Source organism: Streptomyces sp. NBC_01669 (assembly GCF_026339735.1).
Taxonomy (GTDB): Bacteria; Actinomycetota; Actinomycetes; order Streptomycetales; family Streptomycetaceae; genus Streptomyces; species Streptomyces yanii.
In genome coordinates, this window is the sequence record NZ_JAPEQG010000001.1 from 8804285 (window position 1) to 8820208 (window position 15924).

12 protein-coding genes and 2 pseudogenes are annotated in these 15924 nt (G+C 67.5%); 10 read left to right on the forward strand and 4 right to left on the reverse strand.

Going from position 1 to position 15924, the window contains the following annotated elements; genetic code table 11:
* The first annotated feature begins 408 nt into the window (after window positions 1-408).
* A complete protein-coding gene (locus tag OG972_RS39390) occupies window positions 409-1959 on the forward strand; it encodes a M20/M25/M40 family metallo-hydrolase (RefSeq protein ID WP_266989760.1) in 1551 nt (516 codons plus the stop codon).
* 208 nt (window positions 1960-2167) lie between these two features.
* Window positions 2168-2917: an MFS transporter gene (locus OG972_RS39395; RefSeq protein ID WP_266989762.1), complete on the forward strand. Its 750-nt coding sequence runs from the start codon at window positions 2168-2170 to the stop codon at window positions 2915-2917.
* Window positions 2918-3025: 108 nt separating this feature from the next.
* Here the strand turns inward: OG972_RS39395 and OG972_RS39400 are convergent, their stop codons facing one another.
* On the reverse strand, window positions 3026-3196 hold the full coding sequence (locus tag OG972_RS39400; RefSeq protein WP_266989764.1) for a hypothetical protein: 171 nt from the start codon (window positions 3194-3196) through the stop codon (window positions 3026-3028).
* Window positions 3197-3562: 366 nt separating this feature from the next.
* Here OG972_RS39400 and OG972_RS39405 point away from each other — a divergent pair, with 366 nt between their 5' ends.
* Window positions 3563-4081, forward strand: a complete 519-nt coding sequence (locus OG972_RS39405; protein ID WP_266989766.1) for a DUF402 domain-containing protein — start codon at window positions 3563-3565, stop codon at window positions 4079-4081.
* Window positions 4082-4231: 150 nt separating this feature from the next.
* Here the strand turns inward: OG972_RS39405 and OG972_RS39410 are convergent, their stop codons facing one another.
* On the reverse strand, window positions 4232-4834 hold the full coding sequence (locus OG972_RS39410; protein ID WP_266989768.1) for a hypothetical protein: 603 nt from the start codon (window positions 4832-4834) through the stop codon (window positions 4232-4234).
* Window positions 4835-5632: 798 nt separating this feature from the next.
* Between OG972_RS39410 and thpR the strand changes: the two genes are divergently transcribed.
* Complete coding sequence (thpR, locus tag OG972_RS39415) at window positions 5633-6229, forward strand: RNA 2',3'-cyclic phosphodiesterase (protein WP_266989770.1); 597 nt, start codon at window positions 5633-5635, stop codon at window positions 6227-6229.
* Between the two features lie 373 nt (window positions 6230-6602).
* Here thpR and OG972_RS39420 read toward each other — a convergent pair whose 3' ends face one another.
* Window positions 6603-8189, reverse strand: a complete 1587-nt coding sequence (locus OG972_RS39420; RefSeq protein ID WP_266989772.1) for an alpha/beta hydrolase — start codon at window positions 8187-8189, stop codon at window positions 6603-6605.
* A 176-nt stretch (window positions 8190-8365) separates the two neighbouring features.
* Here OG972_RS39420 and OG972_RS39425 point away from each other — a divergent pair.
* Window positions 8366-8668: pseudogene (locus OG972_RS39425) on the forward strand (acetoacetate decarboxylase family protein); the annotation flags it as partial.
* A gap of 524 nt (window positions 8669-9192) precedes the next feature.
* Window positions 9193-9686, forward strand: a pseudogene (locus OG972_RS39430) (3-hydroxyacyl-CoA dehydrogenase family protein); the annotation flags it as partial.
* A 592-nt stretch (window positions 9687-10278) separates the two neighbouring features.
* Here OG972_RS39430 and OG972_RS39435 read toward each other — a convergent pair.
* The gene (locus tag OG972_RS39435; RefSeq protein WP_266989774.1) at window positions 10279-11004 is read right to left on the reverse strand and encodes a FadR/GntR family transcriptional regulator; all 726 of its coding nucleotides are present in this window, start codon (window positions 11002-11004) and stop codon (window positions 10279-10281) included.
* A gap of 281 nt (window positions 11005-11285) precedes the next feature.
* Between OG972_RS39435 and OG972_RS39440 the strand changes: the two genes are divergently transcribed.
* The 4 genes from OG972_RS39440 (at window position 11286) to OG972_RS39455 (ending at window position 15882) form a co-directional block, all read left to right on the forward strand.
* Window positions 11286-12521, forward strand: a complete 1236-nt coding sequence (locus tag OG972_RS39440; protein ID WP_266991007.1) for an aminotransferase class V-fold PLP-dependent enzyme — start codon at window positions 11286-11288, stop codon at window positions 12519-12521.
* A 63-nt stretch (window positions 12522-12584) separates the two neighbouring features.
* The gene (locus OG972_RS39445) at window positions 12585-13886 is read left to right on the forward strand and encodes a sugar ABC transporter substrate-binding protein (RefSeq protein WP_266989776.1); all 1302 of its coding nucleotides are present in this window, start codon (window positions 12585-12587) and stop codon (window positions 13884-13886) included.
* Window positions 13887-13894: 8 nt separating this feature from the next.
* On the forward strand, window positions 13895-15049 hold the full coding sequence (locus OG972_RS39450; RefSeq protein ID WP_266989778.1) for a carbohydrate ABC transporter permease: 1155 nt from the start codon (window positions 13895-13897) through the stop codon (window positions 15047-15049).
* On the forward strand, window positions 15046-15882 hold the full coding sequence (locus tag OG972_RS39455; RefSeq protein ID WP_266989779.1) for a carbohydrate ABC transporter permease: 837 nt from the start codon (window positions 15046-15048) through the stop codon (window positions 15880-15882). The genes OG972_RS39450 and OG972_RS39455 overlap by 4 nt, the downstream gene beginning before the upstream one ends.
* Window positions 15883-15924: the final 42 nt, after the last annotated feature.

Genomic DNA, 15924 nt, shown 5'->3' on the forward strand with positions numbered 1-15924 from the left:
GATCTTTCCGGGGATGCGGCACGCTACCAATCGCTTCTGACACAGAGCGGTCCCCTGGCGAAGCCCCGCCATATCGTGCAGGAATGATCCTCCCTCCGGCAGCGGAGAGCAGTGCCTCTTGCCGATCCGGGTTCCGGTGGCGCGCTCGATCGCGGCCTGCGCGTCGGCGAACGAGCCGCGCGCCGCCTCGAGGGCGGCCAGCTTCCAACCCCCACACCACCCAAGGATTTACCGGACTACCGCGAGCCGAAACGCCTGGTCACCAGGTCCCTCAAACCGAACCACACCCTACGCCGTTCGTCGCAGATTAAAGACCGCTCATCGACTGCGACGCCCCTCACACATTGCCCCTGAACCGGGTTGATCGCGAACCTCTGACACAGCCACCCCCGCAACAAGGAGGAGAACATGGACGACTCACGTGACGTGACCGCCGTGACCCGAGTGCCGCTCGGTCGCCGCACCTTCCTTGGCGGAGTGGGCATCGCCGCCCTCGGCGCCACCGGCCTCGGGGGCATCAGCCTGTTCACCGGCGCCACCCTGAGCCCCGCGGCGGCCGCCACCGCGGTGCCGGAAGCGGACAAGGACCCGCTCAACCTGCTCCAGCGGATGCTGTCCTACGACACACAGAACTACGGCAAGGGTGCGAACACCCGCCCGCACGCGGAGATGCTCAAGGCGGTGTGGGAGAACGCCGGGGTGCCCGCGGAGATCATCGATACTCCTCAGCCGAACAACGTGCACCTGATCGCGCGGATCCCCGGGACCAGTTCCGCTGCGCCGCTGTTGATGCTTGGCCACTCCGACGTGGTGCCGGTCGAACGGGAGGCATGGTCCGTCGATCCGTTCTCCGGCACGGTGCGCAACGGGGAGGTGTACGGCCGTGGCGCCCTCGACATGAAGGGTGCCAACTCCGCGACGATCAGTGCTCTGCTGAGGCACATCTCCGAGGGGTCCCGGTTCGAGCGCGACATCATCGTGCTTACCGACTGCGACGAGGAGGCCGGCTCATTCGGGTCGGGTTGGCTGGCAGCCAACCACTGGAGCAAGGTGAACGCCGGCATGGTCCTCACCGAGGGTGGCTGGTTCCTGGCACAAAAGGACAAGACCACCCCGATGTTGATCACGGCCACCCGGCAGGACAAGGTCTACTTCAACTTGGACCTGACCGCCGACGGCACCGCCACGCACTCCTCCAAGCCCAACCCCGACTCCGCGATCGTGACTTTGTCCAGGGCGGTCGCCGAACTCGGCAGTTGGCTCGCGCCCGTGCACCTCACTGAGGTGACGCGCGAGTACTTCGCGGCGCTGGCAAAGGCAACCGACGACGCGGAGTTCGCCCGCGCCGTCAAGCTCATGCTCTCCGCACGCAGCCAGAACGCACGGGAACGGGCCGCGCGCGTGGTTGTGTCGAAGTCCTCCTATCCGTGGCTGCACCGTGCCCTGCTCCGGACCACGCATGCGTTCGTCATCGAGGACTCCGGCTACAAGGAGAACGTGATCCCGTCCTCGGCGCATGTCCGGCTCAACTGCCGTGGCATCCCCGGTGGTCAGAAGCCTCGCGAGTTCGTCGCCCAGGTCCGCGAGATGACGGCCCGCCGCGGCATCCAGGTGACGCTTGCTGCCCCGGCGGGCAAGACCGAGGAGCAGTATCTCGACGAGCTCGACGAGAGGTGGGCGACGGCGCCCGCCGACGTCGACACTTCGCTGTTCCGCGCTCTTGCCGGCGCCGCGAGCGAGACCTACCCCAACGCGGTGTTCGCACCGGCCCTGTTCGAAGCAGGCACCAGCCTGGCGCCGTGGCGCGAGCGCGGCATCCCCGGATACGGGGTCTACCCGTACGTACTCGACAACGACCAGCTCATCACGATGCACGGAAACGACGAACGGATCTACGTGGAGGCGCTGAGGCAGGGGACCGCGTTCATGTACCGGACGTTCTCCCGATTCCTCAGCTGACGATCCGATCTCCAGTGGGCATGCGCCTGCAGCCGCGCGGATCCATTCAGCGGCTTGCGGCGTGCTGCTGGGTCGAGCAGCAGTGGTGATGCTCAGTTGGGTGTGCTGAGCCCATTTCCGGGCGCAAGTCAGCCATCTTGAGCATCACCGCTCTGCGTCCCGATCCGTCCCAGTATCAGGCTGTCCACTTCAGCGGGGGAACTTCATCGTGCTGATTCTCGGCAACGCGGCCAGCTTTGCACTGTGCGCCCTCCTCCTGTTCTTGCTCCCCAACTACAGGGCACTGGCGCCACCGTCGCAGCAGCGCCGCTGGATCGCTCTCACCGACCGTCCGTTCGTGACCTTCACAGCCCTCTATGGTGCGATGGGGCTGCAATACCCGGTGGTGTCCCTTCTTCTGCCGATATGGATCTCACAGCACACAAACGCACCGCGCTGGACCGTGGCCGCGGTATCCGCGATCAATGCTGGAGTCTGCGTCCTATTGCAGACCAGAATCGGATCCCGCATCGAAACCTCTCGCGATGGCGGCAAAGCGTTCCGCACGGCAGGACTGCTCTTCCTCCTCAGCTGTCCGATGATGGCCCTGACCGCGCACGCTCCCGTGTGGGCGGCCGCCGGCCTCGTGGTCGCAGCGATCTTCGTCCACAGCCTCGGGGAGATATGGGAGTCCTCGGCCGGCTTCGCCCTTGGCTTCGGCCTGGCACCAGACCATGCCCAAGGCCAGTACCAAGGGCTTCTCGGGCTTGGCTTCAGCGCAGGCCAGGCGCTCGCCCCCGCCATCCTCACCACCGTCGTGCTCGGTCTGGGCGCGGCCGGCTGGCTGCTCCTCGGCGCGTTCTTCGCCGCTGTGGGCGCCGTCGGCCCATCGCTTGAACGCTGGGGCACGCGAACCCGATCTCCACAAGGAGCTGCAGCTGCAGGACCCAGCGGAGAACCAGACGAGGCGCATGCATAGCCGCACCCTGGGTTCTGGCGAACGCGTTCCTCTGCGGCCCGCCCGACTTCGTCTGACTGCCCGATCCTCACGGCATCACGCCCCCATACCCGCCGAACGGCTGGGCGCTCACGTAGGGCGAGCCGCTAGGTAGTCGGCCCAGCTGTCGCCGGCGAAGCGGGCCCATCGGGTGGCGGTGCCGGGGTGGATGCCGATGAGGTCGGCGATCACGATGGGGGGCAGGTCCGCCAACGCCTCCATCATGGCGGTGTTGCGTGCGGCGCGCGCCGAGGCCCGCATCGCCGCCAACTCCGTTAGGGGCCGGCCAGCTCGCGCCACGATGAAAGACCCCGAGAACCCCATGGCCGGGAACCATAATCGCGATCACTGGCACCGTTGATTACCCGGCCAAGGCTGCGTGACGAGCCACTAGCCCCGGTTTGTACGACCGCTGCACGACGCAGGCGGGAACACGGCGATCGGGGGAAGGCCCTGAGTAGTAATAAGGGCCGGAAGCTGGCGCGGTTCGGGCCCTTGCTGCATGCGTGTCCGAGCGGCGCCCAGCCGCGCGCCTGTGCGCGTGGCTGTGAAGGAACGCGATGCCCGAGTGCGGCGTTTGACGCGCGGGCGGCCTCTCGGTTGGCGCCGTTCGGTTAGCGTCTCGGCATGGTCACAGAAAGCCCCTTTGTGCTGGTTGACATACGGAAGTACGACGGCAGCCTGAGCGCGCGGTGGACTGCCATCCGGCTTGGTGAGGACGAGCACGGCGTGTGGTTGGGCACGGCGCAGGGCGTCCCCGTCAGTTCGGCCATGGGCGGCTGGACAAGCCGGTTCGCGTACGTGATGTTGGTCCCGCGCGGTGAGTGGTGGACGGCCACGTTCTGTGTGGACCCGGGCCCCGAGATGTACTGCGACGTGTGCACGGTGCCCGAGTGGAACGCGGATGGGACCGTGCTGCGCATGGTGGACCTCGATCTCGATGTCGTGCGGCCTCGCGGCGGCAAGGCCCGTATCGAGGACGAGGACGAGTTCACCAAACACCGAGTGCGCTATGGCTACCCCGACAGCGTCATCGGCAAGGCCCAACGGACCTGTGAGTGGTTGATGGAGGCGGGCCGTTGCGGTGGTGATGGCGTCGATCCTTTCGCCTCGGCGTACCGCTACTGGCTCGGCCTGATCGGGTAGTCGAAGGCCAGGCGGGGGAGCCGTTCATGCTCTCCGGGACAACCGCGGCGTGCGCGGTCGCGGCGCCCGTGCCGAGCACCGGATCTACACCCGGCTCAAGTCCCTTGCCGCCGGGCGGGCCACGGTCTTCAAGCTGCCTGACGGTGCAGCTCAATACGGGACGGGGCCCGCCTGCCGGTCACGCGTTGCCGCGGTCGGTTCGTTGTGCCGCAGCCAGGCGAGTGCTTCGGCGCGGTCTGCGCGAGGATCGACCGTGAACCCGTCCTCCTCGGCGTTCGCCGCATAGTCGAGCATGCGGCGAATGACCTGCGCCCGGGCCGGGTTGGGCACGGCCAGGGAACTTATGCCGGCCTGCCAGGTGGTGCCCGACATAGCGAGAGTGTTGTCGAGGGAGAGCATGACGAACTCCGGTCGTCCGGGGCCTCCGCCGAGCAGGTGCTCGGCGTATCCGTACGCGCTGGTTCCCAAGCGGATCGAGCAGGCGGCGCCCATGACGTCCCACTTGTCGAGCAAACGCACCCGGCGCCAGACGTGCCGCCGGTGACGATAGGCCGCTTGCGCGTTGTAGCGGTGAGCCGGCAGAGCCAGAAGGAACTCACGATCCGCAGCGAACAGGCCGAAGGAGGTCGCCAACTCGTACCAGCCCCTGTTGGCACGTTCGATCAGGTTCGGGTCGTCGTACTCGACGTACGCATCTCGCCGACCCGTCTCGGGCCCGCAACTGACCGCGTGCACGGCCGCGAACACCGGCAAGGGAGACTCCGGCACTCCTTCCTCAAGCACTTCCAGGCCCGCCCGCCTCAAAGGTTCGTACACCTTTCGGCGCATTTCCTGCCTGCCCAACCCCGCCCCTCACCGCTTGCCCGCCGGTCGCTCGGCTACGTCGCGTTCGACGGCGGCGCCGATCCGGACGGCAGCCTCGCATTCGATCACGCGTTGCAGCATGTCCGATGCGGAGGATCCTGGCCAGCGACTTACGTGGGCATCCGCCGGTCATGTATGCATCAAAGATGGCCTCCGGTCACGCCGAATGGTTTCGCGCTTGCCCGCTGGATCACGGCCGTCCGGAATGCGGCTGGTTCAGGGCCCGGGGCAGCCCTCTGTTGGCAGCCCGGGCGGCTTCGAGTTCCTCCGTTTCCTCCTCGAGCTCGCCCTGCTTTTCGGCGAGTTCCTGCTCCAACATGGCGATTCGACGACGTGTGCGAGTACGTGCTGGAGTATCTGCAGGACGAGGACGCGGCCCCGCCTCCGCAACCTGACCCGCCCAGTACCAGGGGAATCCGTGTGACACTCTCGACAGCTGGGAGTCGACGTACGCAACGGCGGAGAACGGAGCCGGCACGGGTAGCTCCGGGCGCAGGAGTTGTTTGGCGCGCGGTTCCACCGCAGGATGGCATGCTTGTCCCGCTTTCCTGGTCCGTAGCTCCAGCGGCCCGGCAGTGACGCCGCCTGCCGGAAGTGGCTTCCTCGGCATCGCGACCGCGAGCACCTCTCCCGCATTGCCTGGGCCGGCGGCCGTGTCCACTGCCCGGATGCGGTACGAAGTCCGGTGTGAACGAACAGACTCAGCCCGCGACCATTCGCGTGTTCATCGCCCTCGCCCCGCCCGATCACGCGAAGGAGGAACTGGCCCGGGAGCTGCGCCCCGCCTATGACACACACCCTCACATGCGGTGGAACCGCATTGAGGACTGGCACATCACCCTGGCGTTCCTCGGGGAGCTGCCGGCCGGGACGGTTCCGCTCCTGCGCCCGCCTCTCGCCGGCCTCGCAGCGGACCGCCAACCATTCTTTTTGGCACTGCGCGGCAGCGGAAACTTCGACGACCGGGTGCTGTGGAGCGGAATCGACGGAGACCTCGATGAGCTGCACATGCTCGCCGCCGATGTGCGTACCGCGGTCAAGAGCTGCGGTGTCGCCTTCGAGGATCGGCCCCTGCGCCCACATCTGACATTGGCCCGTGCCCGCCGGGGAGATCGGTCCTCGGCAAGAGAAATCGCCGAAGGGTTCACCGGATTCACCGGCCGCCGATGGCCTGCCGAACGCCTGCACCTGGTCGGCAGCAACGTCGGCCGTAGCCGTGGACCGATCCACTACCGCGACATCGCGGCTTGGTCCCTCGGTAACGGGAACTGCACCGGATCCTGAACGAACCAGCCAGGGCCGGCCGGCAGGCAGTACTCGACCTGCGATGAAATGGTCGAGTGCGGCGCGTCGTCCGGGGCTGGGGCTCACCATTCCATCACCGCATCCTAGGGGGCCGGTGCCGGCGGGGATGGGTGGCAACGGTCCAGGTCCGTTGTCACGGGACACCTGCCGCATGCGGGTCGTGACCGACGTGTCCGGGCTCAGGCGGCCTGCGTCTGGCATCCCCGCCAGAGCTTGAGTGCGTGCCACCGGAGCTCGAGCGGACCAGAGGTCCTCCGAGCTGATCCGGGTGGGTGCTTACGCGGTGGGGAGGTATGCCGTAGATGCATGCCTGCAGGGGAATGGGGCAAGCGCTCGTGCCTCAAGGGGCGTATTACGAGCACGTCGTGTCGTGCCTGGGGGGCGTGCCGTCGAGGAGGTACGTGTTGACAGCCCTGGTCGCGCAGCGGTTGTGGGGGTAGGACCCGTGGCCCTCGGCCCGCACTGTCAGCAGGACGCCGACCTCCTTGCCCAGTTCGCCCGCCATGCGCTTGGCGCCCGTGTACGGCGTCGTCGGGTCGCCAGTGTTGGCGACGACGAGGATCGGGGAAGCGCCGTCCGCACTGACGTCGGGGGTGACGCGCTCGCCTTCGAACGGCCAGTCGTAGCAGAGGTAGACGCCCTGGGACCATGCCTCGCCGAAGACGGGGGAGGCCGCCTTGGTCCGCTTGATCATTTCCTCGGCTCCGGTGAATCCGGGGCGCAGGCTGGAGTCGGCGCAGGTGATCGCGACGAAGGCGGACACGCCGTTGCCGCCCGAGGTCTCGCTGCGGGCGCTGACGCCGGCCCAGGGCCGGACCCGGGCGCCTGGGGCGTGGTCGTACGCCCTCTGGAGCAACTTGCTGCTGGTGCCCCGCTCCATGACCTCGCTGAGCGCCTTCACCAGCGGACCCCAGCCTTCTTCGCCGAGGTCCGGGTAGTTCGCGATGGCGTGAGCGGTGAGATCTTTGTCGAGTTTCTCGCCGCCGTCGGTGGGGGCGGGCTCTTTCTCGAGCTTCGCCAGCACCTCGATGACGCGTTGGCCGGCCTGCTCGGGGTCGCTGCCGGTGGGGCAGTCGTCGTAAGTGATCGCGCAGTGTTGCGCGAAGCGGTCGAAGGCGAGCTGGACGGCCTTGACCTGGCTGAGGTTGTCCTGCAGGCGATCCTGCGTCGGATCGACGGGGGCTTCGAGCACGAGTCTGCCCGCGTTCTTCGGGAACAGGTGGGCGTAGACGCCACCCAGCTCGGTGCCGTAGGAGACGCCGAAGTAGTTCAGCTTCTCGTCACCGAGGAGATAGCGCATCAGGTCCAGATCGCGCGCCGTCTGCGAGGTGCCGACGTACGGCAGGAGCCCACCGGAGTGCTTCTCGCAGGCGTCGCTGCCCTCGAACTTTTTCTCCCCGCAGCTGACGGGGGCGGTCCTGCCTACACCTCGCGGATCGAAGCTGACCAGGTCGTAGCGCTCGCCCAGCGTGGCGTAGTCGCCCGCGTACCTGGGGAGCCCCATGACGCCGGACTGGCCGGGGCCTCCGAAGTTGAGGAGGAGCGACCCGATCCGCTTCCGCTCCCCTCCGGTGATCCTTTTCCGGATCATGGCGACGTCGATCGTGCCGCGGCCGGGCCGCCGGTAGTCCAACGGCGCCTTCATCGTGGCGCACTCCCAGTCGTCGCCCGGGACGTCACCGTCACCCTGCGCCGCGGACGGTGCCGGGCAGGCCGACCAGTCGAGCCGCTGGCCGACGGTGAAGGCCGCGGGCAGCCCCGGTGGCGGGTTCGTCGCCTTGGCCTCGGCCCGGCGGGGCGCCTCGCCGTCCTCGGCCGATGCGGACGGACTCGAGCCCGAGCTCTCGATGACATCGCACCCGGCCCCTGCGGCCGCCACGACCACGATGGCGATGGCGAGCAGGCCCGCGGCAGCGCGGCGGCGCAGAGCGGCGGACACCACAGCAAACCGAGAGCGACCACCGAACCTGGCCACCCTCTTGCGGAAAGCCCAGGTCAAACGCTCCGAGATGCGCGTACGCATCCGCGAGTCCCCCTGCCCCCGGCACACCAGAACGCCATACCGCTCAAACTTCGACGGCACGAACCTACTGATCGTCAAGGCTCGATGGCAATGGTTACAAGCACGCTCCGCTCGACGCGGACCAGGCGCGCGAGGACATCTGCCGTCCCACCTTCATGCTGAAGAAGCTCCCCGGATACACCGGCGAGCCGCGCATCTGCGAACTGGTCCGGTTCCAGACCGAGGACATCACCGTCAAAGGGGCCTGGACCGGTCCTGCCCGGCTGCAGCTCTTCCAGCACGCCCTGGCGCCCATGGCGGACCTCCCGGTCCTGGAAGTCCTCTCCGCGAGCCACGTCCTGACCGACCTCACCCTGTCGCCCCCCGAGGTCGTCCACGACTACCTCGCCCGGTGAAGTCCTCGCGGGACACACGAAAATGAGGAGCCATCATGAACGACACTTCCGCCGTCCCCCGCTCCGCTCCGGGGCCCTGGCAGAACGTCACGGTCGTCTATCCGCGCCACCGAGATCGCGCAGGCGCTGCAGCAGCCCGGACGGCTCGTCATCGGTCATCCCTTCAACCGTTCCTGGGCAGTGAGCAGGAGTGAGTCCCGACTCACCGGCACGCCCCGAACGGTCTTGGGCGCACTGGTCCTCCGCTTTCGCGTCCCGGGCGGCGACGCATATCCCGTATGCGGTCCGTCCCAAGTGGGCGGAATCCCTACGACCTGGCCATATGGGTGTGGCCAGAGGCGACGGGGAGGCCCCGAACCATCTCTCCGGTAGAACGGGGGCCCCGACTGCTGACACCACACCCGGCGTCCCAGATCGCACCGAGAACGATACGCACACCCCGCCGGGCATACCCGCAGCTCCTCGCGCCGTTCACCCAATCGTGCCCATGTTCGCCAAAACGATGTGCCTGCCCAGCAGTTGTGAACCCTCCGCACCTCGTCCCGCTGGTGGAGGTAGTCCCCGGCGAGAAGACCGATCCGGAGGTCGTGCAGCGCGCCGTCGACTTCTACACGGCCCTCGGCAAGAAGCCCCGCGTGCTGCGCAAGGAGGTGCCGGGATTCGTTGCCAACCGTCTGCAGCCGCGCTCTTTCGCGAGGCGGTCAACCTCGTCGCTCGGGGCGTGGTGACCGAGGAGGAGCTCGACGAGATCGTCACGTCCTCCATCGGCCTGCGGTGGGCCGTCGCCGGCCCGTTCCGCAGCTTCCATCTCGGCGGCGGCCCCGGCGGCCTGCCGGCCTTCCTGGAGCACCTCGGCCCCGCACTGGAGGCCCAGTGGTGTGACCTCGGTACCCCCAAACTGGGCGAGAAGACCGTGCAGTTGCTCTCCGAACAGGCCCGCTTCGGTGCGACCATCCAGGAGATGCAGACCGCTCGGGACGCCGCGCAGATCAAGATCATGCGCGCCCTCGAGGAATGAGCCATGCGGGCCCGGGCCGTCCACCGGGTGTTCGCCTCCTGCGGCCAGGAAGCCTTCTTCGAAGGCCACGTCCACGCGCTGCGGACCCTTGGTGCGATGTGCCGGTTTGGTGTCAGTGGGTGGATGTCAGTGACGGTGTGTCAGACGAGATGGTGTTGCTGACGTGGTGTTATGGGAACGGTGGAGCAGGTTCTCTTTCGGTTTGAGCGTCTGAGAATGCCTGATCTCCAGACCGCCTCGGCGTTCTCAGCGCGTGGTCGATCGGGTTCGTGGTCCGTAGGTGGATCAAAACCCAGCGCGCCGTCGCCGTCGCCGACGGCCAGGACCGGGTGGTGTCGATCTCGTGACGGTGCCCGGCGACTGGGGATCACTGGTTTCGGCGGGCATCGCGGCCTCGGTTCCTGAGCGCGAGCCGTTGTCCGTTTACATCGGGGCCGAGTACCGCTGGGCGGCTTGCCCTCGTAGCTCCGCTACAAGGGCTTCCGGCCGCCTTGCGATCGCACGCACTGGACGACGCTCCTCGGGCAAACATTGCCGGTCACAGCACGGGCAAGGCCGCGCGAGAAAGGCGAAGCACGGGCGGACCCCGAGGTCAGGCGCCCGCCTCAGGGTTCGCCGGTGGTTCAGGGTCCGGTTCCGGTGCCTGCGGCAGGAAGGCGTGCAGCCACCTCTCCGTATGCGCCACATGTGCGGACGCCGCAGCCGCCGCCGCCACCGGGTCCCTGTTCGCGATCGCCGTCGCGATCGCTCGGTGGTCCTCGTCGCTGGAGCGCTTGATGCGGGGGCCCTCGGGCAGGGTGAAGACCTGGTACGTGCGGGAGCGGGCGCGGAAGACTCCCAGGAGGGACTTGAGGGTCGGGTTGCCACCGATGCGGGCGATCTCTGCGTGGAAGTCCTGGTCGAGCGCCGAGACCCGGTCCGGATCCTCGGTGGCCTCCATCGCCTCCATGTACGCGAAGATCGTGCTCAGCGACTCGGGCGTGATCCGCGCCGCCGCCTGCGCCGCCGCGTGCGACTCCAGGACGCGCCGGATCTCGTACATCTCCAGGAGCCCGGTCAGCGGCAGCAGGTCGACGGTGAGCGAGAGGCTGCCGACGATGTCCTCGGGCCGGAGTTGCGAAACGTACGTACCGGAGCCATGGCGCGGTTCGATCACGCCGAGTGCCGCGAGCATACGAACCCCCTCGCGCAACGAGCCGCGCGAGACGCCGAGTTCCTCGCAGAGGTCGCTCTCGGGCGGGATGCGCTGTCCGGCGACGAGACGCCCGTCAGCGATCATGCGGCGCAGGCCGTGGAACGCCTGGTCGACTGCGGACATCGCTTCACCTCTCAAGACATCGACGGCGGCGGTCCGGTGGAACCGCCCACGGTCGAATGTGTTGCCGATCCTACAGGCTCATTGGATCTCTTCCATGATTCCTTCCCAAGTCATCTGATGACCTCACTGGTCTCAGGTAACCAATTCGTGAACAACCTTGTTCTTTCCCGAGCCCAGTGTCAGGATGCGCCGCAAGTCATCAGACCTCTTTCTACGACTGTCCGATGTATCGACCGTGGCGTCCGCCGAGTCGACGAGGCCAAGGGGAGATCTTGAACCACCTGAGCGAGACCTGTGTCACCACGGCACCCCGCCCCCTGCTGCTGGCCGACGGCCGGCCGGCGATCGAGGCGTGGTCGCTGCTGGCCGCGCACCAGCACCTCAACCACGGGTCGTTCGGGGCGGTCCCGCTCGTCGCGCAGCGGGAGCAGGGCCGGCTGCGCGAGGAGATGGACCGCTCGCCCGGCACATGGTTCCCGGCCCTCCCGGCACGCGTGGCGGCGGCGCGGACGGAGATCGCCGCGTTCCTGCGGGTCCCTGCCAACGACCTCGCCCTCGTGCCCAACGCGAGCGGTGGCGCGAGCGTCGTCTACGCGAACGTCCCGGCGAGGCCCGGCGGCGAGATCGTCGTGACCGACCACGGCTACGGCGCGGTGACCATGGGCGCCCGCCGTCTCGCACGCCGCTGGGGCGGCACCGTCCGGACCGCGCGGGTCCCGCTCGACGCCGGCGAGGACGAGGCGTACGAGGCGGTGGCCGTCCAACTCACCGGCGCCACCGGGCTGATCGTCCTGGACCACATCACCTCGGCCACCGCCCGCTGGATGCCGGTGGAGCGGATCGGCGCGCTGGCGCGGGAGCGCGGGATTCCGCTCCTGGTCGACGGCGCGCACGTGCCCGGCCTCGCCGAGGACCCGCTCGCGGGCCTGGACTGCGACGCGTGGATCGGCAACCTGCACAAGTTCGGCTGCGCGCCTCGCGGTACGTCGGCCCTGGTCGCCCGGGGACCGCTGCGGGACGCGCTCTACCCGCTGATCGACTCCTGGGGCGCCGAGGAACCGTTCCCGCACCGCTTCGACACCCAGGGCACCATCGACGCGACGAGCTATCTCGCGGCCCCGACCGCCCTCGACTTCATCGACGGCGTCTGGGGCTGGGACACGGCCCGTACGTACATGACGGAACTCGCGGACTACGCGGAACGCCTCATCGGTGACGCCTTCGCCGAGGCCACCGGCGTCGGCGCCGCCGTGGACGTCGGCATGCCGGTCAACGCGCTGCGCCTCGTACGGCTCCCCGACGGTCTGGGCACGACCCACGCCGCGGCCGACGCGCTGCGCGACCGGGTTGCCGCCGAACTGGGCGTCGAGGCCGCGTTCACGAGCTTCGGCGGCGCCGGGTACTTCCGCCTGTCGACGCACGTCTACAACACCGCCGCCGACTTCGAGGACTTCGTCGAGCGTTGCGTTCCCGTGCTCGTCGACTGGGCCCGCGCCCCGCAAGCCATGTCCCAGTGACCCCCGCCGCCCCCTGTCCTGCATCACCGTCACCGATCCCCTGGAACTGGGAGGACAACAGTGTTGAGCAGAAGAAGGACCGCCACGGCGCTCTGTCTCGCCGCCGCTCTCGTGCTGTCGGGCTGTGCCGTGGGAGGAGGCGCCGCCGCTGACGGCACCGTCACCCTGCACATGGTCGAGAGCCTCACCAACCCCACCCGTACCGCCGTCCTGAAGGACCTCATAGGGGAGTTCGAGAAGCAGAACCCCAAGATCAAGGTCGATCTGATCTCACCGCCCACCGATCAGGCAGACCAGAAGATCCAGCAGATGCTCCAGTCCGGCAGCGGCATCGACACCTTGGAGGTCCGGGACATCACGTCGGGGCCGTGGTCGACCAACCACTGGCTGTACGACATGAGCAAGGACCTGAAGGGCTGGGCCGGCTGGGACGAGCTGACGGACAACACCGTCAAGTACGCCAAGGACGCCAAGGGCCGCACGTACTACATCCCGTACGGCTTCTACGGACTCAGCCTCTTCTACCGCAGCGATCTGGTCACCGGGGCCGGCTTCAAGAACCCGCCCGCGAGCTGGGACGACCTCCTTGAGCAGGCCACCGCGATCCAGAATCCGGGCAAGCGCCAGTACGGGTACGCGTTCCGGGGCGGGACGAACGCCAACAGCAACGCCGTGGCCGTCATCGAGGCGTACGTCGCCGACAAGATCGACCGCGACAACGGCTTCAAGCTCACCGACGGCAGGACGATCTTCTCGGCGCCGGAAGCGCTCACCGCACTCAAGACGTACTTCGCCCTGTTCAAGAAGGCGTCGCCGCCATCGTCCGTCGCCTGGGGCTACCCGGAGATGGTCGAGGGCTTCTCCAACGGCTCGACGGCGTTTCTCCTCCAGGACCCGGAAGTCATTGCGACGCTCGGCGAGTCGAAGGCGATCAGTCAGCAGCAGTGGACAACGGCGCCGCTGCTCACCGGGCCCAGCGGCAAGGCCGTCCAGCCGGTGGCGACCGCGGGCTGGGGGATCGCAGCGGGCAGCAAGCACAAGGCGGAGGCCACCAAGCTGGTCAAGTTCCTCGCCGAGGGCGACGCGGCCACCACGTTCGACAAGAAGAACAGCCTGGTGCCCATTCTGAAGAGCGCCGCCGACGACACGTACTACAAGACCGGCGCCTGGGCGAGCTACGTGAAGATGACGGAGAACCCGGACGCGTACATCACCGTCACGCAGCCGCGTGACTCTTCCTGGTGGACCGAGTGGATCCAGAAGTCGGATGCCGACATCCAGAAGGTGCTGCTCGGCAAGATGACGCCCGAGCAGCTCCTCACCGGCTGGGACTCCTACTGGACCGCCAAGTGGAAGAGTCAGTGAAGGAGCCGGTGGCGTTCCCCTCCGCGCGGCCGGAGGGGGAGCCGGGCGGGACGCCCACGCCCACCACCTGTAGTACGGACGCCGCCGTGGGAGCCCGCCCGGACGTCGGCCCGGATGCCGGTACGGGCCTCCGCGCCGGCGCCGGCGGGCGCGGCTCCACCGCCGCCTCCACCTCCGCCCCGACGGCCCCCCGCCCACGCCGACCCGTCTTCACCGGCCGTCAAGGGCTGACCGTCGCCGCCTTCATGGCTCCGGCCGCCCTGTTCGTCGCGGTGTTCATCTACTACCCGATGATCGCGGGCAGTCAGATGGCCTTCCGGAACTGGAACCTGAACGACCTCACCGACACCTCCTGGGTGGGGCTGAAGAACTTCCGGGAGATCTTCACCGACCCGGTGTTCGGCACGGTCCTGAGCAATACCGGGATCTGGGTCGTGGGATCGATCGTGCCGCAGTTCGTCATCGGGTTCGCCATCGCGCTGTGGCTGCGCCGCCGGTTTCGTTTCCGCGGGCTCTACCAGGCGTTGATCTTCTTCCCGTGGGCCATTTCCGGATTCCTGATCGGCATCCTGTTCCGCTGGATGTTCAACAGTGAATTCGGTGTCGTCAACGACCTGTTGGAGAAGGCCGGTCTGATCAACGAGCCGATTCCCTGGCTCGCCGATCCGAAGACCGCGATGGTCGCCGTACTCATCGCCAACATCTGGTACGGCGTCACGTTCTTCGCCATTATGATCCTCGCCGCCCTCCAGTCCATACCGGACGAAATCTACGAAGCGGCCGAGATCGACGGCGCGGGCAAGGTCCGCACGCTGTTCCAGATCACGATTCCCTCCATCCGGGGAACACTGTCGCTGACCGTACTGCTCCGCGTCATCTGGATCTTCAACTTCCCCGACCTCATCTTCGCGATGACCGGCGGCGGACCGTCCAACGAGACGCACATCGTGACCACGTGGATGATCACTGTGACCCAACAGGGCGACTACGGAAGGGCTTCGGCGATCGGCCTCATCGTCGTTGCGATGCTCCTGGTCTTCTCGGTCTTCCATCTGACGGCCACGCGCGAGAAGTCGGCCACCGGCGGAAGGCCGACCACCGGCGGGAAGCGCGCCACCGGCCGCAATCCGAGGACGCGCAAGACGAAAGGAACAGTTTCGTGATCGGGAAGGAGTCCGCCGCAGGGCGCACGGTCCGTATCCTCTTTCTCTCCCTCTGGCTGGCCGTCACGGTGTTCCCGCTGTACTGGATCACCGTCACGTCCTTCAAGAGCCCCGGGACGATCTTCTCCTTCCCGATCTCCTACTGGCCCACGCACTTCTCCCTGGAGAACTACACCGGGCTTTTCCGTGAGGCGAAGTTCGGGGTCTATCTCACCAACAGTCTGATCATCGCGACGGCCGCCGGAACGGTGGCGACCGCGATATCGATGCTGTCGGCGTACGTGCTGGCCCGTTTCGAGTTCCGCAGCAAGGGTGCGGTGCTGATGGCGGCCCTCGTCACGCAGATGATCCCGTCGTTCATCGCGCTCGGCCCGCTCTACATGATGATGACGGAACTGAACCTGGTGGACAGCCGGTTCGGGCTCACTCTCGTCTACATCGCGGTGTGCATTCCCTTCTGCACGGTCATGCTCCGCGGTTTCTTCGAGAACATCCCGGACGCGCTGGAGGAAGCCGCCATGATCGACGGCTGCTCACGCCTCGGGGCCCTGTTCCGGGTGCTCCTTCCGGTGATGCGGCCCGGAATCGTCGCCGCCTTCATCTTCAACTTCGTCAACTGCTGGAACGAACTGTTCCTGTCGGTGACCCTGATGAACGGCGACGCCCGCAAGACGGTCCCCACGGCGCTGAACGGCTTCATCTCCAGCTTCAACATCGACTGGGGCTCCATGTCCGCCGCGGCGGTCCTCACCATCGCCCCGACGATGATCCTCTTCGCCTTCGCGAGCCGCCATATCGTGCAGGGGCTCACTTCGGGGGCGGTCAAGGGGTAGGGCAACGAAGGAGGTCTCCACGTGGCGTGTGAACTGGCCGAG

Coding starts and splice junctions, on each gene's coding strand:
- OG972_RS39405 (WP_266989766.1), top strand. CDS start 3,563: ATGGTCACAGAAAGCCCCTTTGTGCTGGTTGACATACGGAAGTACGAC.
- OG972_RS39400 (WP_266989764.1), bottom strand. CDS start 3,196: ATGCGGGCCTCGGCGCGCGCCGCACGCAACACCGCCATGATGGAGGCG.
- OG972_RS39390 (WP_266989760.1), top strand. CDS start 409: ATGGACGACTCACGTGACGTGACCGCCGTGACCCGAGTGCCGCTCGGT.
- OG972_RS39435 (WP_266989774.1), bottom strand. CDS start 11,004: ATGTCCGCAGTCGACCAGGCGTTCCACGGCCTGCGCCGCATGATCGCT.